Annotated in this window: 18 protein-coding genes, 1 tRNA gene and 1 pseudogene; 9 read left to right on the forward strand and 11 right to left on the reverse strand. The window is 69.7% G+C overall.

All coding sequences use genetic code 11. The annotated features are described in order from the left end of the window. Positions 1-467: 467 nt before the first annotated feature. Positions 468-888 (forward strand): annotated as a pseudogene (locus IG08_RS60950) (Dyp-type peroxidase); the annotation flags it as partial. Here the strand turns inward: IG08_RS60950 and IG08_RS0148610 are convergent. After that, positions 816-1,922, reverse strand: coding sequence for an epoxide hydrolase family protein (locus tag IG08_RS0148610; RefSeq protein WP_030619747.1), 1,107 nt, complete (start codon positions 1,920-1,922; stop codon positions 816-818). The pseudogene IG08_RS60950 and the gene IG08_RS0148610 overlap by 73 nt on opposite strands. 57 nt (positions 1,923-1,979) lie before the next feature. After that, positions 1,980-3,584 (reverse strand): MFS transporter, encoded by a 1,605-nt coding sequence (locus IG08_RS0148615; protein WP_078656045.1) that lies wholly within the window; start codon positions 3,582-3,584, stop codon positions 1,980-1,982. 110 nt (positions 3,585-3,694) lie between these two features. Between IG08_RS0148615 and IG08_RS55220 the strand changes: the two genes are divergently transcribed. Then, positions 3,695-4,345 (forward strand): TetR/AcrR family transcriptional regulator, encoded by a 651-nt coding sequence (locus IG08_RS55220; protein WP_043457184.1) that lies wholly within the window; start codon positions 3,695-3,697, stop codon positions 4,343-4,345. Between the two features lie 115 nt (positions 4,346-4,460). Here IG08_RS55220 and IG08_RS0148625 read toward each other — a convergent pair whose 3' ends face one another. The 6 genes from IG08_RS0148625 to IG08_RS0148655 all read right to left on the reverse strand — a co-directional run bounded on the left by IG08_RS0148625 (position 4,461) and on the right by IG08_RS0148655 (position 10,379). Then, positions 4,461-5,321, reverse strand: a complete 861-nt coding sequence (locus IG08_RS0148625) for an SDR family oxidoreductase (RefSeq protein WP_030619756.1) — start codon at positions 5,319-5,321, stop codon at positions 4,461-4,463. A 64-nt stretch (positions 5,322-5,385) separates the two neighbouring features. Beyond that, positions 5,386-6,894: an aldehyde dehydrogenase family protein gene (locus IG08_RS0148630; RefSeq protein ID WP_106981162.1), complete on the reverse strand. Its 1,509-nt coding sequence runs from the start codon at positions 6,892-6,894 to the stop codon at positions 5,386-5,388. Positions 6,895-7,091: 197 nt separating this feature from the next. Continuing rightward, positions 7,092-8,276, reverse strand: a complete 1,185-nt coding sequence (locus tag IG08_RS0148635; protein WP_030619763.1) for an NAD(P)/FAD-dependent oxidoreductase — start codon at positions 8,274-8,276, stop codon at positions 7,092-7,094. Continuing rightward, entirely contained in the window at positions 8,273-8,434 is a 162-nt protein-coding gene (locus IG08_RS62035; protein WP_420823325.1) for a ferredoxin, read from the reverse strand. The genes IG08_RS0148635 and IG08_RS62035 overlap by 4 nt, the downstream gene beginning before the upstream one ends. Before the next feature lie 22 nt (positions 8,435-8,456). Beyond that, entirely contained in the window at positions 8,457-9,695 is a 1,239-nt protein-coding gene (locus tag IG08_RS0148645) for a cytochrome P450 (RefSeq protein WP_030619770.1), read from the reverse strand. Between the two features lie 519 nt (positions 9,696-10,214). Then, positions 10,215-10,379, reverse strand: coding sequence for a hypothetical protein (locus IG08_RS0148655; RefSeq protein WP_199821107.1), 165 nt, complete (start codon positions 10,377-10,379; stop codon positions 10,215-10,217). A 443-nt stretch (positions 10,380-10,822) separates the two neighbouring features. Here IG08_RS0148655 and IG08_RS0148660 point away from each other — a divergent pair. Then, positions 10,823-10,895, forward strand: a tRNA-Arg gene (locus tag IG08_RS0148660). A 632-nt stretch (positions 10,896-11,527) separates the two neighbouring features. On the opposite strand, the gene IG08_RS0148670 is transcribed toward IG08_RS0148660, so the two are convergent. After that, positions 11,528-12,874: a hypothetical protein gene (locus IG08_RS0148670; protein ID WP_078656046.1), complete on the reverse strand. Its 1,347-nt coding sequence runs from the start codon at positions 12,872-12,874 to the stop codon at positions 11,528-11,530. A gap of 942 nt (positions 12,875-13,816) precedes the next feature. On the opposite strand from IG08_RS0148670, the gene IG08_RS0148675 reads away from it, so the two are divergent. After that, positions 13,817-14,653, forward strand: a complete 837-nt coding sequence (locus IG08_RS0148675; protein WP_030619784.1) for a class II glutamine amidotransferase — start codon at positions 13,817-13,819, stop codon at positions 14,651-14,653. 115 nt (positions 14,654-14,768) lie between these two features. Here the strand turns inward: IG08_RS0148675 and IG08_RS0148680 are convergent, their stop codons facing one another. Further along, positions 14,769-15,137 (reverse strand): amphi-Trp domain-containing protein, encoded by a 369-nt coding sequence (locus IG08_RS0148680; RefSeq protein WP_030619787.1) that lies wholly within the window; start codon positions 15,135-15,137, stop codon positions 14,769-14,771. A gap of 728 nt (positions 15,138-15,865) precedes the next feature. Between IG08_RS0148680 and IG08_RS0148685 the strand changes: the two genes are divergently transcribed. The 5 genes from IG08_RS0148685 to IG08_RS0148705 all read left to right on the forward strand — a co-directional run bounded on the left by IG08_RS0148685 (position 15,866) and on the right by IG08_RS0148705 (position 22,089). Further along, positions 15,866-16,192 (forward strand): carboxymuconolactone decarboxylase family protein, encoded by a 327-nt coding sequence (locus IG08_RS0148685; protein ID WP_030619790.1) that lies wholly within the window; start codon positions 15,866-15,868, stop codon positions 16,190-16,192. 132 nt (positions 16,193-16,324) lie between these two features. Next, positions 16,325-17,761, forward strand: coding sequence for a DUF2252 domain-containing protein (locus tag IG08_RS0148690; protein ID WP_030619793.1), 1,437 nt, complete (start codon positions 16,325-16,327; stop codon positions 17,759-17,761). A 308-nt stretch (positions 17,762-18,069) separates the two neighbouring features. Next, positions 18,070-20,757, forward strand: coding sequence for a winged helix-turn-helix domain-containing protein (locus tag IG08_RS0148695; RefSeq protein WP_030619795.1), 2,688 nt, complete (start codon positions 18,070-18,072; stop codon positions 20,755-20,757). 463 nt (positions 20,758-21,220) lie between these two features. After that, complete coding sequence (locus IG08_RS0148700; protein WP_030619797.1) at positions 21,221-21,754, forward strand: hypothetical protein; 534 nt, start codon at positions 21,221-21,223, stop codon at positions 21,752-21,754. Positions 21,755-21,891: 137 nt separating this feature from the next. Beyond that, positions 21,892-22,089: a hypothetical protein gene (locus tag IG08_RS0148705; RefSeq protein WP_030039028.1), complete on the forward strand. Its 198-nt coding sequence runs from the start codon at positions 21,892-21,894 to the stop codon at positions 22,087-22,089. Here IG08_RS0148705 and IG08_RS62040 read toward each other — a convergent pair. Beyond that, entirely contained in the window at positions 22,045-22,389 is a 345-nt protein-coding gene (locus tag IG08_RS62040) for a hypothetical protein (RefSeq protein WP_063757852.1), read from the reverse strand. The genes IG08_RS0148705 and IG08_RS62040 overlap by 45 nt on opposite strands. Positions 22,390-22,686: the final 297 nt, after the last annotated feature.

Here is a 22,686-nt window from a genome sequence, read left to right on the forward strand (position 1 = left end):
CTGACCATGGACGGCGTGAAGGGGATCGCGACCGCCGCCGGCATGGGCCTGGTCTCGCTCGGCGCGGCCGGCGGCCTCATCGCGAACCGCCGCAAGCCGGCCGCGGCCGGGGCCCCGGCTGCGGCCCGCCACCGGGCCTAGACCGAGGTCGGTACGCGCCAGGAGTCACGACGTACGAGCAGACGGAGGACACGCCGATGAACCTGGGCAGTCGTCTCGCTCAGCGCCTGCTGCGCCTTCCTCCGCCCCTGACCAGGGATCTGGTCGTCGCACACGATCTGCGGGTGCCGGTGCGTGGCGGGGCCGTCCTACCGGCCGACCGCTGGGCCCCGAGGACCGGGGCCGAGGGATTGCCGGCCGCGCTCCTCCGCATCCCCTATGGGTCACACCTACACGGTCTGTGTCTGTTGGTAGGCCGTCAGGCCCTCGGGCCCCAGCTCACGGCCGAGGCCACTCGCCTTGACGCCGCCGACTCACACGTCGCGCTCACCGACATCACCGACCCGGAAGGCACAGAGCGGCAGATCCTGCGCGACAACATGCCTGCCGAACTCGCCCGGGCGGGGCGAGTTCGGCACCTGCTTCATCGGCTGCACCAGCAGTCCGTCGGTCATCGAGCGCATGCTGGAGAACATGTTCATCGGCGATCCGCCGGGCAGCCACGACCGGCTGCTCGACTTCACCGCGGTCACCGGCACCCTGTTCCACGTCCCCACCGCCGACTTCCTCGACGACCCGCACGGCGCCCCGTACAGGAAGTCAAGGAAGTCACGGAGGAGAACCACGCGCGGATCGTGTGGATCCGGCTCTGACCGTCACCGCTGTCCGCGGAAGAACCGTCGGATGTCGCCGATGACCAGATCCGGTTCCTCCATGGACGGGAAGTGACCGCCCCTGTCGAACTCGGACCAGTGGGTGATGTTGTTGGTGGCCTCGGCGAAACGGCGGATCGTCAGACTGAGGTCCTTGGGGAAGACCGCCACGCCGGTGGGTGTGGTCGAGGGTTCCGGCTGCCGACCCCAGGAGGCGGCGGACTCACGGTACAGACGGGCCGAGGAGGCCGCCGTGCCGGTGAGCCAGTACAGCATGACGTCGGTGAGCATCTGGTCGCGGTCCACCGCGTCCTCGGGCGCGTCGACGGAGTCGGTCCAGTCCTTGAACTTCTCGACGATCCAGGCGAGTTGGCCGACCGCGGAGTCGTGCAGCGCGAAGGCGAGAGTCTGTGGGCGCGTGGACTGCACGGACGCGTAACCGAACAACTCCCGTTGGTAGCGCTCCCCGTGCTTGAGTCGCCTCTGCTCCTCGTCGGTGAAGGGCGCGGCGTCCGGGGGCGGCGGGGAACCGATCATGGTCACGTGGATGCCCACGACATGCTCGGCGTCGATCCGGCCCAGCTCGCGGGTGATGGACGAGCCCCAGTCGCTGCCGTGTGCGCCGTAGCGGGTGTATCCGAGGCGGTTCATCAGCTCCGCCCAGGCGCGGGCGACGCGCTCGACGTTCCATCCGGTCTCGCGGGTGGGGCCGGAGAAGCCGTAGCCGGGGATCGAGGGGACGACGACGTGGAAGTCCTCGCTCAAGGGCTCGATGACATTGAGGAGTTCGACGACCGAGCCGGGCCAGCCGTGGGTGGCGATCAGCGGCAGCGCGTCGGGATTCGCCGAGCGCAGGTGCAGGAAGTGCACGTTCTGTCCGTCGATCTCGGTGGTGAACTGCGGGATGGAGTTGAGCCGCTTCTCGTGTTCCCGCCAGTCATAGGTGTGCCGCCAGTACTCCACCAGCTCCTTGACGTAGTCGAGCGGGATGCCGTACTCCCAGCCGACACCGGGGAGTTCGTCGGGCCAGCGGACACGGTCGAGTCGGGCGTGCAGATCGTCGAGCTCGGACTGGGGGATGTCGATGCGGAAGGGGGTGATGACGCTCATGTGGGGGCCTCAACTGGTTGTTGCCGTGCGTGGGTGGGGGGCTGGACCTGTGCCCGCTCATGCTCTCGACCGCGTGTCCCGATCAGGATCTGCCGCCGCAGCCGCTGCTTCGCCGGTCTTGTCGGGCAGGTCGAGGCTGTTGCGCAGGTTGATCGGTTTGAGGAGAACCGCGGCGACAACGGCGAGAACGGCGGCGGCGGCCGAGAGGAGGAAGACGTGCGCTGTCGCATCGCCGTACGCAGCGCGGACGATCTCCTGCGCCGCGGGAGACTGTGCGGTGGCCTGGGAGGCCTGGCCTCCTCCATCGGATATCCCGGCGGAGGCCAGACTGTCCGCGACCTGGCGGGCCATGATGGCGCCGAGGACGGCGACGCCCACCGTGCCGCCGAGGGAACGGAAGAACGTCACCGTGGAGCTCGCCGAGCCGACATCCTTCAACTGCACGGTGTTCTGCACGGCGAGCACGAAGTTCTGCAGCGTCATGCCGACGCCCATCCCGACGCACAGCATCGCCACGCCCAGGAAGACCATGTTTGTCTTGTCATCGATGGTGCCGAGTGCCGCGGAACCGGCGGTGAGGAGCACGGCGCCGGTGATGACGAACGGCTTGATCTTCCCGGTTCGGCTGATCATCCGGCCGGCGATGGTGGAGGCGATCAGGATGCCCGCCATCATCGGAATCGTCAGCAGACCGGCTTTGGTGGGGGTGTAACCGCGGCTCAGCTGGAAGTACTGGCTGAGGAACACGGAGGCGCCGAACATGGCCGTACCGACGGCCAGGCTGCCGAGAATGGCCAGGGCCGTGGTTCGCTGCCGCACGATGGCGAGCGGGACGACAGGCTCGGCAGCGCGCGACTCCACCCACACGGCCACGGCGAGCAGGGCCAGCCCGCCGGACACCATGGCGGCGGTCTGCCACGAGGCCCAGGCGAAGGAGTTGTCGACGAACGACACCCAGATGAGCAGAACGCTGACACCGGCGGCTATCAGGGTGGCCCCCAGATAGTCGATCTGCACGTTCTCGCGGCGCAGGACAGGAAGGTTCAGCGTCCGTTGAAGCAGGAAGAACGCGACGGCGGCAAGCGGAAGGGCGATGAAGAAGCACCACCGCCAACCCAGCCACGAGGTGTCGACGATGACGCCGCCGAGCAGCGGCCCACCGATGGTCGATGTCGCTGTGGCGCCGCTCAGGTAACCGCTGTAACGGCCACGCTCCCGAGGCGAGATGATGGCGGCGATCGCGATCTGGACGAGCGCCTGCACACCCCCCACGCCGACGCCCTGGAGGGCCCGCGCGGCTATCAGCTGACCGCCCGTCTGGCTGATCCCGGACGCCAGGGTGCCCAGCACGAAGATGGCGATGGCGGCCTGGAGGAGGGTCTTCTTGCTGAACAGGTCGGCGAGCTTGCCCCAGATCGGAGTCGTCGCCGTCGTGGTGAGGAGGGTCGCGGTGACGACCCACATGTACTGGGTCTGCGACCCGTGCACGGCCCCGATGATCTTCGGCAGCGCGCTGGAGACCACCGTACTGCTGAGGGTCGAGACGAACAGTGCGAGGAGCAGGCCGCTGAGAACCTTCAGTACCTGCCGTTGGGACGCGGCGTCCGTCTCCGTGTCCGTGTCCGTGTCCGTGGGATTTGACTCGTTCACTGCGCTCCTCATCAGACGGATTTCGAATCGCAGATTCGCTATACATGACGTATAGCGAACCCGCCTCACCATACACGGCGTATAGTGAACTCATGCCGCGCTCAGTAGCAGAGACTGGGCGGATGGAGCCCACACCCCGCAGGAACCTGCGCGAAGAGCAGAAGGTCCTCACGCATCGCCGACTGCTCGACGCGGCCGTCACCGTGTTCGCCGAGAAGTCCTTTCTCGACGCGCGCATGGAGGACATCGCCCAGGCCGCGGGGGTGACACGGGCCACGGTCTACGCCCATTTCCCCGGCAAGGCCGAGATCGTCGACGCGCTCGTGGACCGCGTGTACGGCCTGATGGGTGAGGCTTACGCCGATCTGGCCGCACTTCCGCGGTGGACCCGGGACAGCATCCGGACATGGCTCGACGACGCCGAGGCCAGGTGGCGGGGGATGGCACCCATCCGCCGCATCACCAACGCGGCGGCCCCGGGGGCGTTCCGAAGTCTCAGCGAGGGCCGCGCGCAGTACCTCGAGGCGCACGAACGCTACGTCGGCCTCCTCGTCGGCCATCCCGAGCGCTGGCGGGGCACCGATCCCGCGGAGGCCCGCCAGCGGGCGCTGATGGCCGTGCTCCAGACCGAGTCGTTCTTCTCCGTCTGGATCGCTGCCGACTGGCCGCTGGAGACCGCCGATCCCCTGCAGCTGCCGGCCGACGCTCTCTGCCATCTCCTCGCACCCGCGCTGGAGAACGACGGATGTTCACCCGATGCCGGGAGCCGCTGACACCGACGACGTACGGAGCTGTGCTGGACCACGGCGGGTCCGGTACGACGAGAGGGATGCGCGAAGGCCAGGACGGACGGCGGTCTTCGCGCACCCCCGCGGCAGCGGCCGGGAATCAGGAGCCTGCGGCCTTCGGCTCCCCGATCAGCGGGCGGTCCAGCATGTCCTCCTTACGGCCGAGGAGCTGCAGGTTGCGGGCGCCGAAGTCGACCAGGAGCGGCTGTCCGGAGATGTACCGCGCCGCGTGCGAGTTGAGGAAGACCAGGGGGTCCGCCATCTCCTCCGGCACGGCCAGGCGGTTGTTGAGGCCGGAGTTCGCCTCGAGCTGGTCGCGTCCGCCGCGCATCACGGCGAAGTCCGCCGTCAGACCGGTCTCGGTGTTCGTGGGGAGCAGGGTGTTCACCCGGATTCCGCGGCCCGCCAGTTCGATGGCGCTGTGCGCCACGAACAGGTTGAGCAGCCGCTTCGAGAGCGCGTAGGCGACCGGCCCGGGCTGGTCCTCGTTACCGATCCCTTCGATCGCCTTGACGATGGCGTCCCACCCTTCGGCCTGGATCAGCCCTTCGAGCTCCTCCTGGTAACGCTCCCAGTTGATACCGCCCAGGGAGGACACGTAGGCGATGGCGCCGCCCTCGCTCATCCGGGCCTCCAGGTACGTCTTCGAGATGTACTTGTAGGAGCCGAAGTTGATGAGCAGGGTCGTGTTGTAGTCATGCTGGAGTCCGGAGACTCCGGCCACACCGAAGAACGCGTCGATGTGCTCGGGGAGCGACGCGAAAGCCTGGTCGATCTCCTCCCGTACTCCCAGGTTCGCCCGGGTCGCGGAGGCAAGACCCGGCAACTCGGCCGGCGCGTAGTCGATGACGTGGACCTCGGCGCCCAACTCGACGAGCCGCTGTGCCGTCGCCTTGCCGATACCGGAGGCCGCGCCGGTGACGACCGCGGTCTTGCCGGCGTACTGCAGGTAGTCGCTCATGTGCTCAGTTCCTCTCACCCGCGCCGGTGCCGGACGCGGGGCTGCTGTGTGGGGGGGGATCGCGTCAGGAAAGCGGGAGTGAGAGCGGGAGCGCGGATCCGATGGTCTTGGTCTCGGTGAAGACCTCGAAGCCCTCGCGGCCGCCCTCGCGGCCGATGCCGCTGGCCTTGTAACCGCCGAACGGGGCGTCCCCGCCGGAGTACGAGCCACCGTTGATCATGAAAGTGCCGGTTCGGATGGCGCGTGCGATGCGCAGAGCGCGTTCCGGTGAGGCCGACGCGACGTATCCGGAGAGGCCGTACCGGCTCGCGTTGGCCAGCCGAATCGCCTCTTCGTCGGTGTCGAACGGCGTCACGGTGAGCACCGGCCCGAAGATCTCCTCCTGCGCGATGGTGGAGTCGTTGTCGACGTCGACGAAGAGTGTCGGCTCGACCCAGAAACCCGGGCGGTCGGGAACGCCGCCACCGGTGGCGAGCTTCGCACCCTCCTCCTGGCCGATGCGGATGTAGTCGACGACGCGGTCGCGCTGCCGGGCGGAGATGACCGGGCCGGCCAGCGTGCCCTGGTCCCCGGGGTCGCCCCAGGGCACCTGCTTGAACGCCTGCGTAAGGCCGGCGACGACCTGCTCGTAGACATTGCGGTGCACGAGCAGCCGGGTCGGCAGCGCGCAGCCCTGGCCCGAGTGGGCGAGCGCGCCGAGCGCCTGCGGGATGGCCTGCGTGAGGTCCGCGTCGTCGAGGATGATCGACGCGCTCTTGCCGCCGAGCTCCAGCATCGTGCGCTTGAAGGTCGGCGCGGCGAGTTCGAGGACGCGCTGCCCCGTGACCGTGGAGCCGGTGAACGTCACCATGTCGACGCGCGGGTCGGTCAGGAGGAGTTCGGCCGCGTCACGGTCACTGGTCGTCACCATGTTGACCACGCCGGCCGGGATGTCGGTGCGCTCGGCGATGAGCCGACCGATGCGGGTGGCGTTCCACGGTGTCTCGGGCGCGGGCTTCGCGACGACGGTGTTGCCGGTGGCGAGAGCGCCGGCGAGCTTGACGAGCAGCAACCCGAAGGGGAAGTTCCAGGGGGTGATGGCGGCGACGACGCCGATGGGCTCCTTGACCACCCACCGCTCGGTGGGCTCATTGGATCGGCTGACGGCGTCGTCGAGCCGGCGCACCCACTCGAACTGGTCGATGTGGTCGATGTGCCACTGGAACTTCTGGAGAGGATCCTCCAGCTGAGCACCGTAGGTGAACATGCGCGGGGCTCCGACCTCCGCGATGAGTTCCTCACGCAGCTCCTCCTTCTCCTCGATCAGCGCGTCGAGGAGCTGGGTCAGGCCGCGCTTGCGGAGCTGCCGGTCGACGGCCCAGTCCGTCTCGTCGAACGCGCGCCGGGCCGCGGCGATCGCGTCGAGCATGTCGTCCCGGCCGGCGTCGGCCACCTTGCCCAGAACAGTGCCGTCTGCTGGGTTGAGCACCTCGAACGTGCCGCTGTCCGCGGCCCCGCGGAGCTCTCCGCCGATCAGCAGGCGTTCCTCGTGGCGCGATGCCGTGGAGGGCATGCCAGATGGAGTGATGGACATCGTTGTCTCCTGTGTTGGGGGGGCTGGAGGAAAGTCTTGAGGTGCGGCGCAGACGGCCCGGAATGGCCAGGGATGGCCAGGGACAGCCGGACGCCCTGGGGACGGTGGCTCGTGAGGCTTCGGCGTCGAGCACGGCGTCTGTGCTGTGATCAGGCACCACAGCACAGACGCCCGGGGCGCCTCCCACTGATCGGAGGTCAGGACTCCGTCGCAGCGACGGTCGGGCGCACGGCCTCGGCCCAGCTCGCTCCGGTGGCGATGGCCTGTCGCCACCGCCGGATCTCCTTGGGCGGCACGCCGACCGCGAGAGCACCGGTGAGCCGGTCGCCGGTGCGGTAGGCGGCCACGAACCGCCGCTCGGCCAAGTCGCCCTCCACGACGGCGACTTCGTCGTGGCCGCGCAGATACCCGTACGCCTGGACCTTCATGTCGTACTGGTCGGACCAGAAGTACGGCACCGGCGCGAACGGCTTGCGCGCCTCGGGGTTGAGAAGGTTGCGGGCGGCGGCCATACCCTGTTCGGCCGCGTTGGTACGGTGCTCGATCCGCATCGAGGTGCCGAACAGCGGGTTGTACCAGCGGGCCACGTCACCGGCCGCGTACACGCCCGGCGCGGCCTCGCAGTACTCGTCGCACACCACGCCGTCGCCGACGGTGAGCCCGCTGCCGTCGAGCCAGGCGGTGTTGGGCAGCGAGCCGATCGCGATCAACACCTCGTCGGCTTCGACCAGTTCGCCTTCGGCGAGGCGTACGCCCTCCTCTGTCACCTCGGCCACGGTGACGCCGCAGCGCAGCTTCACACCCTGTTCCAGATGGGCGCGGGTCAGCACCTCGCCGACGTCCGTGCCGACGGCGTGGGCCAGCGGTACCGGGGCGGGTTCGAGGAGCGTGACCTCGCAGCCGAGCCGCCAAGCGACGGCGGCGGCCTCGGCCCCGAGGAACCCGGCGCCGACCACGACCAGTCGCCGGCCCGGCGTCAGCCGGTCCCGCAGCCGCAGGGCGTCGTCCAGGGTGCGCAGCACATGCCCGCCCTCCCCGGGCAGCCGTCGCGGACGTACACCGGTGGCGATGACCAGGCCGTCGTACGACAGCGTCGAACCGTCGGCCAGCTCCACCGCTCCGTCGGCGAGGCTCAGGCCCGTGGCGGCCACGCCGAGGCGCAGATCGAGGTCGAGCTTGGCCAGGTCGTCGGAGGTGCGCAGAGCAAGCTTTTCGGGCTCCCACTCGGCCGCCAGCAGTTGCTTGGACAGGGGCGGGCGGTCATAGGGGGCGAGCGGTTCGTCGCCGACGAGGGTGAGGGTGCCGTCGTAACCCTCGCGGCGGAGCGTCTCGGCCGCCGCGAGTCCGGCGGCCGAGGCACCGACGACGACGATGCGCTTCACTGGTCGACCAGTCGGATCGCGGCGGCCGGGCAGACCGCGATGGCTTCCTTGACGTCGTCGAGGAGTTCGGGCCCGGGCTTCTCCTCCAGCAGGATCGCGATGCCGTCGTCGCGGTCTCCCTTCTTCACGCACAGGTGTGGTTCGTTGGCGGGTGTCACTGAGGTGGGGGTCACTGAACTGTCACCAGGAGACGGGCAGTTCGTGGAGGCCGTAGATGAACGCGTCGTCCTTGAAGCGGACGTCCTCCAACGGAGCGGCCAGCTTCAGCGTCGGGATGCGCTTGTAGAGGGTGCCGTAGACGACCTGGAGCTCCATGCGGGCCAGCGGCTGGCCGAGGCACTGGTGGACACCGAAGCCGAAGGCGACGTGCCGGCGGGCGTCGCGGGTGATGTCGAGGCGGTCGGGGTCGGGGAACGCCTCGGGGTCGCGGTTGCCGATCTCGTTGACCATGATGACGCCCTCGCCGGCCTTGATCACCTGGCCCGCGATCTCGATGTCCTCGATCACCGCCCGGCGTCGGCCCAGGTGGGTGATGTGCAGGTAGCGCAGGAGTTCCTCGACCGCGGAGGCGACGAGTTTCGGGTCGTCGGTCTCGCGCAGCAGCTTGAGCTGATCGGGGTTCTGGAGCAGGGCCAGGGTGCCGAGCGCGATCATGTTCGCGGTGGTCTCGTGCCCCGCGATCAGCAGGAGCAGGGCCATCTGGGTCGCCTGCTCGTGGTCGAGCTCCCCGGCGGTGATGCGGGCGGCGATGCTGGAGAGCAGATCGTCCTTCGGCTCGGCGATCCGCTTGCCCAGGAGTCCGGCCAGGTAACCCGCGACCTCACGGCTCGCCACGCTCCGTTCCTCGGGCGTGGCGGTCGTACGGACCATGGTCTTGGTGTTCTCCTGGAAGAACTCGTGGTCCTCGTACGGCACGCCCAACAGCTCGCAGATGACCAGCGAGGGAATCGGCAGCGCGAACACGTCCACGAGGTCCACCGGACCGGAACCGGAACCGGCCAGCATGTCGTCGATCAGGCCGTCCACGATGCTCTGCACGGCGGGCCGCAGCGCCTCGATCTTCTTGACGGCGAACGGACCCGTCACCATCCGGCGCAGCCGGGCGTGCTCGGGGTCGTCCATCATGATGAAACTGAGCTTGCCCTCGCCCGCCTCGGCGAAGGCCTTGCTGGGGTAGCCGGGTTTGTCGATGTCGGCGCTGACGCGCGGGTCGCCCAGGATGGCGCGCTGCTCGGCGTACCGGGTCACGAGCCAGGACTCACTGCCGTCCCACAGCCTCACCTTGACCAGCGGCCCTTGGCTCTGCAGGTCCTTGAGCGCGGGCGGCGGGTCGAAGGGGCATCGGGACTGCCGGGGCATCGGGAACTCGGGGACGGCGTCGTCCGCTTCGGGCACGGGACCGGTCAGGGTGTCGGTCATGGCTCTCCTCGGTTGTGGGGGGATCAGCCTCGATGAGCACATGCAAACACAGAAGGTTGACGCGATCCGGTCAGTCTCCTGACCGATACCTGACGTGATAGGGATCACATTTTGACTCTTAACTGGGCCTTTATTGCAGGCAATTGGAGGGAACCCGTCGGTCGACCGACGGGTGTTCGCTGTCCGGTGAAGGACACCTCGAGCGAGTCCCGGGGAACGCCCTCGTTTGCAGCACTGTGGGTCAGAAAGCGATGTCGGCCCGGCCCAGCCAGAACCCGATACCCCGGCCTGTGCGGATCAACGCCGGGCTGTCCCCGTGGCAGAGAGCCACCTGATGCGTCTCCAACAGGGATTGGCCGCGGTTCGGCGGGGTGTCGGAGTCGTGCGCCTCGACTTTCGGCGATGCCGCACCCGGAGGAGGTAGAACATCGCTGAGCGCCTAGGCGAGTTGTTCCGCCAGATCCCGGATCCGGGCGGCAGGAACGGTGGGGCTGGCGTCCCGCGTGATGGTGTGGCCGATCAATCGTCCGTAGCGTTGGGGGTGTTGGGGGTGTTGGGGGTGTTGGGGAGCGCGCGGGGCGTGTGGCCGGCGTGTTCGTCGGCGTAGAGGGCGGCCATGCTGCCTTCGGAGAGATAGCGGCGGGGGAAGGCGATGCACTCGTAGGCGATCCACTCGTCGTGCATCTGCGCACCGAACTCGCCGCCCAGCCTCACAACGAGATCACCGAGTGGCCGTCAATACACCACTGCACGGGACGTACCCCTTGCCCCATGCCGCTCAGAGCCCCTGCCCCTGGCCCACGCGCAACGGTCGGCCTGTCGCGCCAGAGCAGAACGGTCCAACCGCCCTCCGCTCTTGCCCCTCACTGTCCACCGATCATTCACTGAGAACAGCTGAAACAGCAGGTCAGAGGCATACTCACTCGCCACCTCAGTCATCTACCCCCATAGGGGCGGCCCTCGCATGCGCGCATCCGCTACGCTGTCCCTGGTCGGGTGTTGGTACGTTTGTTGTGTCTGTTCGAGCAACCCTGCGGAGAGTGTCGCACCACGTCTGACCAGCGGGCTTGTGCTCCTCGTCGAAGATCCGCCGCCTGGATTTTCAGCAAGGTTCTCCACAAGCCCCGGCCTTCGTAGCTCAGGGGATAGAGCACCGCTCTCCTAAAGCGGGTGTCGCAGGTTCGAATCCTGCCGGGGGCACAGAGAAACACCTGGTCAGAGCCCTTCCGTCCGGCGGACGGGAGGGCTCTTGCGCCTGCAGCACACTCCAGGCCGGCGAGTAGGCGAGTTCAGCGGTTGCGAGCTCCCTGTTGGGGCCGAAGGCGGTCGGGATCCAGGCCAGGGCGCATGGGGCCTGGCTTCGGCGAGGTTGTGGCTTTCGCTGTTGTGGTGGACGACGGCGGTTAGGTGATCGAGTTCGGACCGGCCGTGGAAAGCCGTCCAGCGAGCGGGGCGCTCCCGCTCCGGCGCCTTGATGAAGGTGTCCTGGGCCCCCACACGACGCAGGAGAAGCCGTCCGTGCCGGTCCAGTGGTCGACGAACCAGGCGAAGCGCTGGTGGACGGGGTCGCCCAACTGGTCGTCCGCCCGCCTCTCCCAGGACTGCCCCACCGAAATGCGCGTGTGGGTCGACCTCTCGATGCCCGCCTACCAGCGCCAGACCTGGCTCCGAAGCCCTCACGGCGGCCCAGGCCGCACAAGCCTCCTCGGCGACCCGTCGAGACCCCTTCTCCCACTCGTTCTTCCACTCGCTGGGCCGGGCCCGCGCAGCCCTCGCCTACGCTGCCCTAGGCGACGGCCGCATTGCCGTGCGGTCCCTTGGAGGTGAACCGTTCACTCGCCGCCCTCCGGCCGCTGTGCCACCCGCTCGGCGTCAGTGGTGACGCGGCCGGTGGCGGCGAGGAGGGCGAGCAGTGCGAGCACGGCCAGCAGGATGACGACCAGCAGCAGGATGGTCAGAACCGTCGGGTGGTTCCAGAGCGCGAAGACCAGGGCCACGATCAGCAGGGCGGCCAGGGCGATCCATCGGCGGTGGGCCTGAGTCCAGGTGCCCACCCGGCCGGAGCGGACCTGGTGGCCGTACGCCCATTGGGCCGTGGAGTCCGCGGCGCGCTCGGATGTGCGCCTGACGGCGCGCGGCAGCCGCCCGGGGCCGATCAGGTAGGCGCCCAGCGCGATGACCACGCCGAGCACGATCGCCGTGCGCAGGCTGACCCGCAGGAAGCGCAGCAGGGTGTCGAAGACGGCCGCCGCGGCGGCCTCCGACTGGACCTGGGGCGGGAGGTGGTCCAGGTAGTAGCGGCGGGCGATGACCAGGACGATGGCCACGACCAGGCAGGCGAAGGCCGCGCCGAGAGCCGTACGGGCCAGGGCCCGGCGCCGCCGGTGGGCCAGCAGCACGCCGCACGCGCCGATCACCACGACGAATACGGGAAACCAGTTCCCGATCACGTCCAGCAGGTGGGCGGCGTCGCGGATCTTCTCCAGTTGGTCGGACTGGAGGAGCACCATCTTCTTGTCGACGTCGGGGATCTTGGAGGCCGGGGACAGGCCGGCGTCCACGAGCGCTTCCTTGACCTGGTCGACGGCTTCGCCGACGTCGAGGGTGACCGTTCCGCCGTTCACGCCCACGGCGCCACGGCCCTCGCCGGTCAGCGCGTGCACGACCGCGGCGTGAGCCTCCCGGTTGGCGTTCGTCCAGATCCGCTCGAAGCGGTCGCTCTCCACGAAACGCGTGGCCACCTTCTCCACTGTGCTGTTGACCGCGGAGTCGAGTTGGGGGCCCAGTCCCTTCACGGCGTTCACGGCCCGCGGCGCCAGCCCCTGCGCCTGCAGCCAGGCGGCGATGTCCGAGGCGGCCTGGGGGCCGTCCACCCGCACATCGGCGGCATGGGTGATGCGTTTGACCGCCGCGTCCTCGATCGCCGGTTCCGAAGCCAGCGGGGAGACCGTCTCCACGTACCGGTCGGTGTCCAGCGCGATGCCGTGCACCCACACCGTGAGCAGGGCGACCGGTACCAGGACGCAGGTGAGCACGATGAGAACCGCCGAGGCGGTCTTTCGCGTGATCCGCACGGCTGCCGAGCCGTGCTTGGGCCCGCTCCCCGGCGCATCGCCCGCGCCCGCCTCTGGGACGGCAGCGGGATCGGGCGGCTCGTGCGGCTCGTGCGGGCTGGTCATGAGTGCTCCGGGGCTCCTGGGGGATTGGCCTGTCTCCATTCCCGCCGCTTCACGGCGGGACGGCTCGCCCAGGTGGGCCGTACGGGCGAGAGGTGGTCAACCGCTCGGAGTGGTGGCGCCGGGTCGCAGGCGAAATGACGGCTCGGCAGCTATGGACCCCCCGCCGCGTCGGCGTGGGCGTGGTGGAAGCCAGGAACCGCCCAGGACGGAGGCCGAGACGGCCCGACGCGTCCCGAACGGCCTCCCTGTGCGGAGTGCGATGAGCTCAGCTCCGGAGCAGGCTTGAGGAAGTGCCCCACGGTGGCAGCCCGGAACCGGTGGGCACCCGGGCACTCATGGGCTGTCGCGGGCGGGACCGGAACGCGTCGCACGAACCCACGTGAGTTGTCCCGACATGACGCTGGTGCGGTTCCTGCGGGTCAGCCCTTGCCAGGGGGCTGACCCGCCCCAGTACTTTCGGTTGGGCGCCGAGGCCCGAGGGGAGCTGTTCTGCGGCTGGGCCCGATCGAAGTTCTCCTACGTGCCGCCGCCTTGTCCCTGCGCCGCGGAGAGCCGATTCAGTTCTGGCATCCAGTCGTTCGGGCCCTCCGGGACGACGGGCAAGCGTGTCGATGGCGCACGAACACGGTGGAGCCGCACAGCTCGGCTGGTTCCATCGCCCCGAGCTCGGAGCGATGGCCCTGCGATCCGCGCCCGCATGGCGATGCGCGGCAAGGGAGGCGAAAATGGGACTAGCCGGCTAAGAGCCACCCGATCAGCGGACACGGCGTTGCTTTCAGGGCGGGGGAAGCGTCAAGCCATCCTCAGCGCGCTCGAAGCCGAGCCGACAGGGCAGCGGGGCGCAGCGGCCAGGTGCCCGGCGGACTCATCGAAGACTCCGGAAGCCGCGAGTGGGACGTCACGGCATCCCGCGGGTGCAGACAGGAACACAGGTGATCGCTCATGTGCCGATGGCTCGCTTACTCGGGAACGCCCCTGCTGCTCGACACCATCCTCTACAAACCGGCCCATTCACTGATCGATCAGAGCCTCCACTCCAGGCTGGGTGTCGAGACGACGAACGGCGACGGTTTCGGCGTCGGATGGTATCCGCAGGAGAACATCGACACCCCAGCCCTGCTCAAGGACATCGGCCCGGCCTGGAACAACCGCAACCTGAGGGAGATCGCGGATCATGTCCGCTCCCCGTTGTTCTTCGCCCACATACGGGCGTCGACCGGCACGGCGGTGCAGCAGACGAACTGCCACCCGTTCCGGCACGGCCGTTGGATGTGGATGCACAACGGTGCCATCACAGGTTTCCACCTCATGCGCCGCGAGCTGTCCCTGCTCGTCGACCCTGGGCTGTACGACGACATCGAGGGAACGACGGACTCGGAGATGATGTTCTACCTGGCGGTCACCTTCGGCCTGGACCAGGACCCGCCGAGCGCTGTGGCCCGAATGGTGGGAGTGGTGGAGCGCAGCGGCCGCGACCACGGTGTGGAGTTCCCGATCCAGATGACAATCGGCGTGACCGACGGCGAACGCGTGTGGGCCTTCCGCTACTCGACCCAGGGCGCTTCCCGGTCGTTGTTCTACAGCACCCGCGTGGACACACTGCGCAAGCTGCACCCCGATTTGGCGTTCCTGGAGGAAGTGTCCGACGAGACCCGCCTCATTGTCTCCGAGCCCCTCGGAGATCTGCCGGGTGCCTGGAACGAGGTACCCGAGAGCAGCTACGGCGTCGTACATGCCGGAGCCGACGAGTTGCATCCCTTCACCCCGGAACCGGCCTGACACGTCAGCGGATCGCGGGCCAGGTCACGTCGGCAGTCGTCGGTCCGTGACCGGCCGAGATTCGGTTGCGCGCCGAACAGGGCGTGGTGATCAGACCCAGGTCCCCGGCCCGGCCTCAGGGCTTCTTCGCGGCGGACCGCTTCACGCCCTTGCTCCTGCTGGTGCCCGTGCTGCGCCCTGGCTTGGTGGAGGGCGCACTCTTCCGCGTTGCGGCCTTCTTGGTCACTGCGGCCGTCCGCGATGGCGCTGTCCGGTTCGGTGCGGTCGGCCACTTGAACTCGATCTCCAACTCGATCTCCCCACTACCGATCTCAACCTCTATCTCGCTGCGAAGGTCGTCGGGGATCCGCAGGCTCAGCGTTCCGGGGCTGAGTTCCAGTTCGGCCTCCCCGCCTTCCCGCAGCGCGGCTGCGAGTGCCGTGAGCTGGTCAGCTGCCTCAAGGCGTGACAGGGAGCGCTTCTGCTCAAACTTGAGGTCCTTCATGGTGTCTCCGATCCGGATACGGCCTGGGGGTCGGGCCGCCCCACGAGGCCATCCCCTACTTCATCGCTCCGGCGACCGGGAGCGGTGCACAGTGCCCAGATCACGAAGCCGTTGATCGCGATCAGGACGACGGCCCAGAACGACGCGTAGGGAATTCAAAGGAAGTTGGCGAGCATGGCCAAGCCGGCCGGCACCCGCCGACGGCCCTGGCCCAGATGGCGCCTTGGGACAGGGCGGCACCGGCGAGGGCGACGACCACGCCCATGATCAGACGGAGCCAGCCTCACCCGACGAACCATCGCCGGCTCCTTCGTGTCGAACGACCCCGCACAACCGCGCGTTCACGTTCGGCCGGTCGGGCTACCTCCAATCTCGTCCTCTCAGGTTCGCTGCGCACGTCGGGGTACCCGATGGGCGGTTCTCGATCAGCAGTTCGCAAGCCATCTGTGCAGGTCAGGATGATGTCGTCGCGCTTGCAGGCAATTAACCGATCATGGCAGCTGGGTTTCAGCACCTGCGGACGGCATCCCTCCGGATGACTGGGCCGCCGTCAGGCCGGGTCCTCCCCGGGCTTCACGCCCGCCGCCATGGCGCGGCGGACCTGGGCGCGCCATGCGCGAGTCCCGGATGGGTTCTACGGTTGAGGCAAGGCCCCAAATTTTGCGGAACTCGGTTCGGTTTCCGCCTCACACCCCTCGGGCCCGTAACTCCCCAGGAGGGCATGCGACATGTCCACTGCATCTGACACCCCTGTCCTGGACACCCTCGCCGCCATGACGGTCGACTCGATCGAGCGATGCGGGCTGGCCCCGGACATGCTCATCCTCACGCGCATCGCGGCACTCGCCGCCTCGGACGCCCCGCCCATCTCCTACGCGGCCCATATCGACCCCGCCATCACGGCCGGCCTGACCGCCGAACAACTGCAGGACGTCCTGGTCGCCATCGCACCCATCGTGGGCACCGCCCGCGTCATGACGGCAGCGGGCAACATCGCCACGGCGTTCGGCATCGCCATCGCCGTCGCCGATGCCGAGATCGAAGCCCAGGGCTGAGAGCAGCCGCCCACCCGCATCAATGATCCGCGCGGCCGACATCGGACAGAAGGCCAAGGGACTGCCCGTCCGGTCCGATGTGCCCTGTGCTGGGCGTCCCCATGGCCGCAGGACCAGGCAGGAGCGTCTGTGATGTCCCAGAACGCGATCACGGCCATGCGCGCGACACCCCACACCACGCCCCAGGACCGCGCGGCTCTCGGCAAGGAGGCGCGGCGCCGCTCGCCGCGCTCGGGTCACGCCGTGTACAGGCCGTCTCCCGACCGGCCGGACCCGCTGGCGATCCTGGAGGCGCAGTCCGCGGCACGGGTGCCCGAACTCGTCCCGATCCGCTACGGGCGGATGATGGAGTCCCCGTTCCGCTTCTACCGGGGCGCCGCCGCGATCATGGCGTCCGACCTGGCCGACAGCCCGACGTCGGGACTCACCGCCCAGTTGTGCGGCGACGCGCACCTGCTGAACTTCCGTCTGCTCGCCTCGCCTGAGCGGCAGTTGGTGTTCGACATCAACGACTTCGACGAGACGCTGCCGGGGCCCTGGGAGTGGGACGTCAAGAGGCTGTCGGCGAGTCTCGTCATCGCGGGCCGGGCGAACGGCTTCGACGACGCCGAACGCGCCCGCATCGTGAGCTCCACGGTCCGTTCGTACCGCGAGGCGATGATCCGCTTCGCGGACACGGGCAACCTCGACATCTGGTACGCGAAGATCGACGCGGACCTCCTTGAGTCCCTGGCCTCAGACCGGCTCGACGCGACGAAACGCGGTCGGAAGAACCTGGCCCGCGCGATGGCGAAGGCCCGCACCCGCGACAGCCTGCAGGCTTTCGACAAGCTCACCGAGACGGTCGACGGCCGGCCCAGGATCGCGGCAGATCCCCCGCTGCTCGTCCCGGCCGGCGACCTGCTGCCGGACATCGAACGCAGCGCGCTGGAGCGCCAGTTCCGCGGTCTCATCGAGCGGTACGGCCGCACTCTCGCCTCCGACCGGCGCACGCTCCTGGACGACTACCGCCTGGCCGACGTCGCCCGCAAGGTGGTCGGCGTCGGCAGCGTCGGCACCCGATGCTGGATCTTCCTCCTGCTCGGCCGGGACGACCGCGACCCGCTGTTCCTCCAGGCCAAGGAAGCCGACGCCTCCGTGCTCGCCGCACACGTCGGCACCAGCCGCTACCTCAATCAGGGCGAGCGGGTGGTCTCGGGCCAGCGGCTGATGCAGGCCACGAGCGACATCTTCCTCGGCTGGGAGCGGGTGGACGGGATCGACGGCAAGCAGCGCGACTTCTACGTCCGCCAGCTGCGCGACTGGAAGGGCATCGCCATGCCGGAGCGGATGCGGCCGAAGGACATGCAGGCGTTCGGCGAACTGTGCGGGGTCACGCTGGCTCGTGCGCACGCGCGGTCCGGCGACCGCATCGCGATCGCCACGTACCTGGGCGGCGGCGACTCGTTCGACCGCGCACTCGCCACCTTCGCGGAGGCGTACGCCGACCAGAACGAGCGTGATCACCAGGCACTGGTCGACGCGGTGCGCGCGGGCCGGCTCCCCGCGGAGGAGCTGCCGGCAGCCTGACCCGGGAGAGGACACCCGGCTCGACCCGAACGCGCCTCGTCGTGTCCGAACCGCCGGGTTCAGACGTGCTCCGCGCTTTCCGGCCCGCCCTGCGAGGCGACTCGGCTTCGAGCTGACCAGCACGGGCTGCCGCTCCTTGTGGGGACGGGGTGTCGTGGGTGGCGAACACCTCCGTGGGCCCCGACGGCAGGAGCATAAGGGCTGGTGAACGGGCCCGTGGCCCGGGTGTGCCGCGCGCCGTGGCGGAGAGACTGGGATGCTGGAGGAGGGAGCGCCGCCCGTGACGTGAACCCTGGCGGACAAGGGTGATGAGCGCCGTGGCCGAGAACTATGAGAACGCCCGAGGACCGACCGTTCCGACCGTTCCTTGCGCCGATCCCCAGGGAGACCCGTTCCTGCGCACCCGGTTCGCCCTCCCGGCGAGGCCCGCCACGTTCCTGCGGCGGCAGCGGCTCGTCGACCATCTCGACCAAGCCCGCGGGACGCCGTTGACACTGGTCAACGGTGCGGCCGGGGCCGGCAAAACCCTGCTCGCCGCCGACTGGGCCGCCGGACTGTCGCCACCGGTCGCCTGGCTCACCGTCGAAGTGGGGGACCGGCGTCCCGGGGTGTTCTGGGCATACGCCCTTCAGGCCCTGCGCGCCTGCGGTGCACCGGCATCCGACGCGGTCGGGGTCCCCGCGGACGCGACCGGGGTGGACCAAAGGCTGCTGACAGCGCTCGCCGCCGAGCTGAACGATCGCGATCGGCCCGTGATCCTCGTACTCGACGAGTACGACCGCGTGACCACTCCGGAGGTCACGGAGCAGCTGGAGTTCGTCCTGCACCACGCCGGGCGGGGCCTGCACCTCGTCCTCGTCACCCGCACCGAACCGCTGCTGCCGCTGCACCGTTACCGGGCGGCCGGTGAGCTGACGGAGATCCGCGCCGCCGAGCTGGCGTTCACGCCGGAAGAGGCCGTCGCACTCCTCGAGCTGCACGGTCTGAGCCTTCCGGTCCACGCCGCGGGCGCGCTGGTGGACCGCACCCGGGGCTGGGCTGCCGGCTTGCGCCTGTCCGCCCTGGCCGCTCTGGAGAGCGCCGACCCGGAGCTCTACCTGAAGGAGTTCGAGGCGGACCGCAGTACGGTCGCGGACTTCCTGCTGGCCGAGGTCCTCAAGGGACAGCCGGAGGAAACACAGGACCTCCTGCTGCGTGTCAGCGTCCTGGAGCGTTTCTGTCCCGATCTGGCCAACGCGCTGACCCTGCGGACGGATACCGGGCCCATTCTCGCTGGGCTGCACCGCGACAACGCGTTCGTCGAGCACCTCGGGCACGCGTGGTACCAGCTCCACCCGCTGTTCGGGGAGATACTCCGGGCCCATCTGCGCGAGCGCCTGCCCGGCCTGGAGCCGGAACTCCACCGGCGTGCCGCGCGGTGGCTGCGTCGTTCCGAATTTCTGCCGGAGACACTCGCCCACGGCGCCGCCGCCGGCGACTGGGATTTCGCCGCCGGCGCCCTCGTCGACGACCTGGCGATCGGACAGCTCTTCACCGGCCTGCGCTCGGGTGACCTGACCGAGTTGTTCTCCCCCATGGAACCCGAGGCGAGGAGTCCCGCCGCGGATCTCGTGCGCGCGGCCCGCGACCTGTCCCGGTGCGACCTCGACCGCGGACTGGCCCGCCTGCGCCACGCCGAGGAGCAGCTGGCCGACGACGCGCCCGAGTCGGCGGCCGCCCAGCTGAGCTGTGCGCTGCTCGAGGCACTGGCCGCCCGACTGACCGGATGTCCTTCACGGGCCGAAAGGGCCGCCGAAAAGGCCGAGGAACTGCGGCAGCAAGTCCCGGCACACCTCCTGGACAAGCATCCCGAACTCACCGCCCTCCTGCTGACCCATCTGGGCTCGGCCCGCCTGTGGGCCGGGCGTTTCGAGGGCGCGCGCGCCGCCCTGACCACGGCGGCCGACGCTCCCGGCGGGGCCTCCACCGTGCTGCCCCGGGAGGACTCGATGGAGCACCTGGCCCTGCTCGACTATCTGAACGGCTGGCCCGGCCGGGCGGAGCGCAAGGCCCTGGCTGCGGCGTCCGAGGCGGAACGGGTCGGCCTTCCCCAGCCGTCCGGCTCCGGCATCGGGCAGCTGGTCCTGGCCGCCGTGGCCGTCGACCGCCATGAACTGGGCCGGGCCCAAGCCCTCCTCGACGAGACGGCCCGGCTCCCGTCGGGAACGCGCGATCCGGTGATGGCGGCGGGACGAGCCCTCGCCACAGCTCGCCTCCTGTCGGTCAGGGGCAGGGCACGAGCCGCCGTGGAGGCGGCGGACCCGGCCGTCGCCGCCGCCGTGGCCTCACCCTGGGCGGCGGGCCATGAAGCGGTCTTCGCCTCCGCCGCCCACCTGGCCGAAGGACGGCTGGACGAAGCCGTCGAGGAGCTCCAGGGCGTGTCCGGCGACCAGCCGGCGTGTGCCGTGGAGGCCGCGGCGATCCAGGTTGCCGCAGGCCGTGCCGGGGCGGCCATCGACCTGCTCGACAGCATCCGCACCGGGAGCCGGACCGGGCCGGCGGTGACCGTGAGGGCAGCGCTGGTGAGGGCTCAGGCCGCGGAGAGGGCGGGAGACACCGCCACCGCCCGCAAGCTCGTGGCACATGCGCTCCTCGACGCCCGGCGGGAGCGGCTGCGACGTCCGTTCCTCGATGCGGGAGCGTGGATCCGACCCCTGCTGGCCACGCCTCCGCTCCACGAGCTGGCAGCCGGCTGGCTCACGCCCGGCCTGCCGCGACACGGTGAGCAACCTCGGCCGGAGTCGCTGTCCCCGCCGCTCGTCGCGGTGGAACTGAGCGGACGCGAGCGCGACGTCCTGGAGCGGCTGGCCCGGATGATGTCGACGGAGGAGGTCGCCGCCGACCTCTACGTGTCGGTGAACACGGTGAAGACCCACCTCAAGAGCGTCTACCGGAAGCTGGCGGTGAACCGGCGAGGCGACGCGGTGCGACGCGCGCGCGACCTCCGGCTGCTGTGAACGCGCGTCGGTGAGAGGGTTCGGCGCCCGCTCTCCCCACCGGCCGGACATCACAGGGGTGCTGCCCCTCCCCCCCTCCCCCGTGGCGGGTGAGGCACGAGGCGCGTACTTCGGATGCGATGGGCGGGAGCGGCGGGGCGTGTGCGGGCCACTGCCCGGCCGACTCCGCCGACGCACCGGCCGACTTGTCGAGGAGGACAGCGTGAACCACTGGCGGGCTCTGATCGTCCTCGGTACGGCCCAGTTCCTCATGGGGCGTCGCCGTATGTTCCTTCTGGGGTTGGTCGTCCACGGCATGGGGTGTGGCCGTCCTGGCCATCCTCCGGTGGGGGGAGCGGCGGCGGGCCCACCAGGGGACCGACCCACTCGTACACCTGCCCCTGCCGGGCAGGCCGGTGCGCGGTCCGGCCTGGCTCCGGTCGGCGTGACCGTATCGAAGCGCTGAGTCCGGAGGGTGTCACCGGTGTCCAGGACCCGGACCAGGACCGGCCCGACCACCGCCCGCGGGGAGCGCCGTGCCGAGCGGCGGGTCCGCGCGGACTACACGGGCGGCGTCTACGGATCCATGCTCGCGGCCTCCGTGGTGATCGGCGCGGGCTCCCTGGGCTCGTTCCCCCGCGCCGAGCTGGTGCTGCTGCTGTTGCTCACCAGCGTGGTGTTCTGGATCGCGCACGTGCATGCCCAGCTGTTCGGGGCGCATCTGGCGCAGCGGACTCCGGACCGCCGGGTGGTGCTGCAGGTGTGCCGTGACGAGTGGCCGATCGTCAAGGCCGCTCTCCCACCGGCCGCCGCGGTGGCCGTCAGCCCGCTCCTGGGCCTGGACGTGCAGGGTGCCCTCTGGCTGGCCCTCTCCGTCGCCGTGGCCGGGCAGGTCGGCTGGTCCGTGGCCGCGGCACGCCGTGCAGGTGCTTCCCGGCGGCTTGTGGCCGCCACCGCCTCGATCAACCTGCTGCTCGGCCTGCTGATCATCTCTTTCAAGGTTGTTCTGACTCATTGAGAACGCGTTGGTCCGTGGGGTCCGTCGCCGGGCCGCGGGTCACCTGTACCGGGTGAGGCCCGAAGAAGCGCGGAGGCACACGGTCGTAGAGAGGAGTGCCGTCCGCCTGTCCCAGGCAGTCCATGGGAGGACAGCTCGTGCGCTACGAGATCCGAGTCGAGGGCCACCTGTCGGAAACGCTGGCCAAAGCCTTCCCGGAGTTGGGTCACGTGGTGATGTCCGGCCAGACCGTCCTGTTCGGCCCCGTCGTGGACGAAGCACACCTGTACGGGCTGCTGGCACGCTGCCAGTCACTGGGACTGCGTGTCGTGGAGATGCGGCAGCTGCCGGAGTGACGGGACCGGGCGGCATGCGGCTTCCAGCTCCTCGTAATCCCGCTCGTTCTGGTCGGCGTAGGACTGGGCGAAGTCGGTGGGCGCGCGGTCGAACCGCTCGGGTGATCCCACCTCCAGGCGCGGGTGGGGTGAGCGCGTGATGGCCCGTACCTCCCACCCCAACACCAGCAGCACCGCCACCAGGCCGCATACGAGCAGCATCGACGCACCAGCCGTACCGCGCTCGTTCGGGGGCAGCAGGTAGTAGGCGGTGACGAGGCCGACGGCGATGAGCACGGCGCGTGCGACGGCGACGGCCAACGCTCACCGGCCGGGGCGGAGCCGCCGACGCCGGTGCGCGTCCGGCCCGACCGGGTGCGGTCCGTCCGGGCAGTGCGCGGATCGCTCATCTCGTGTCTCGTCGTGCCGTCCGACCGGAGAGCCGATGGGCAGGCGCCCCTTCCCACCTCACCGCCACGGCGGCGTCGCCGGATCACCCATGGTGGGTGACCCCGGCACCGGGTGACAGGCGTGACCCTGGAGCGGCAGGTCCTCGCACACCGCCCCCCTCACACACCGCCCCGTCGGCGGTCCGGAAACGACCGCTCGATCACGCGA

Origin of the sequence: Streptomyces fulvoviolaceus, assembly GCF_000718165.1 — a bacterium.
GTDB lineage: Bacteria > Actinomycetota > Actinomycetes > Streptomycetales > Streptomycetaceae > Streptomyces > Streptomyces fulvoviolaceus.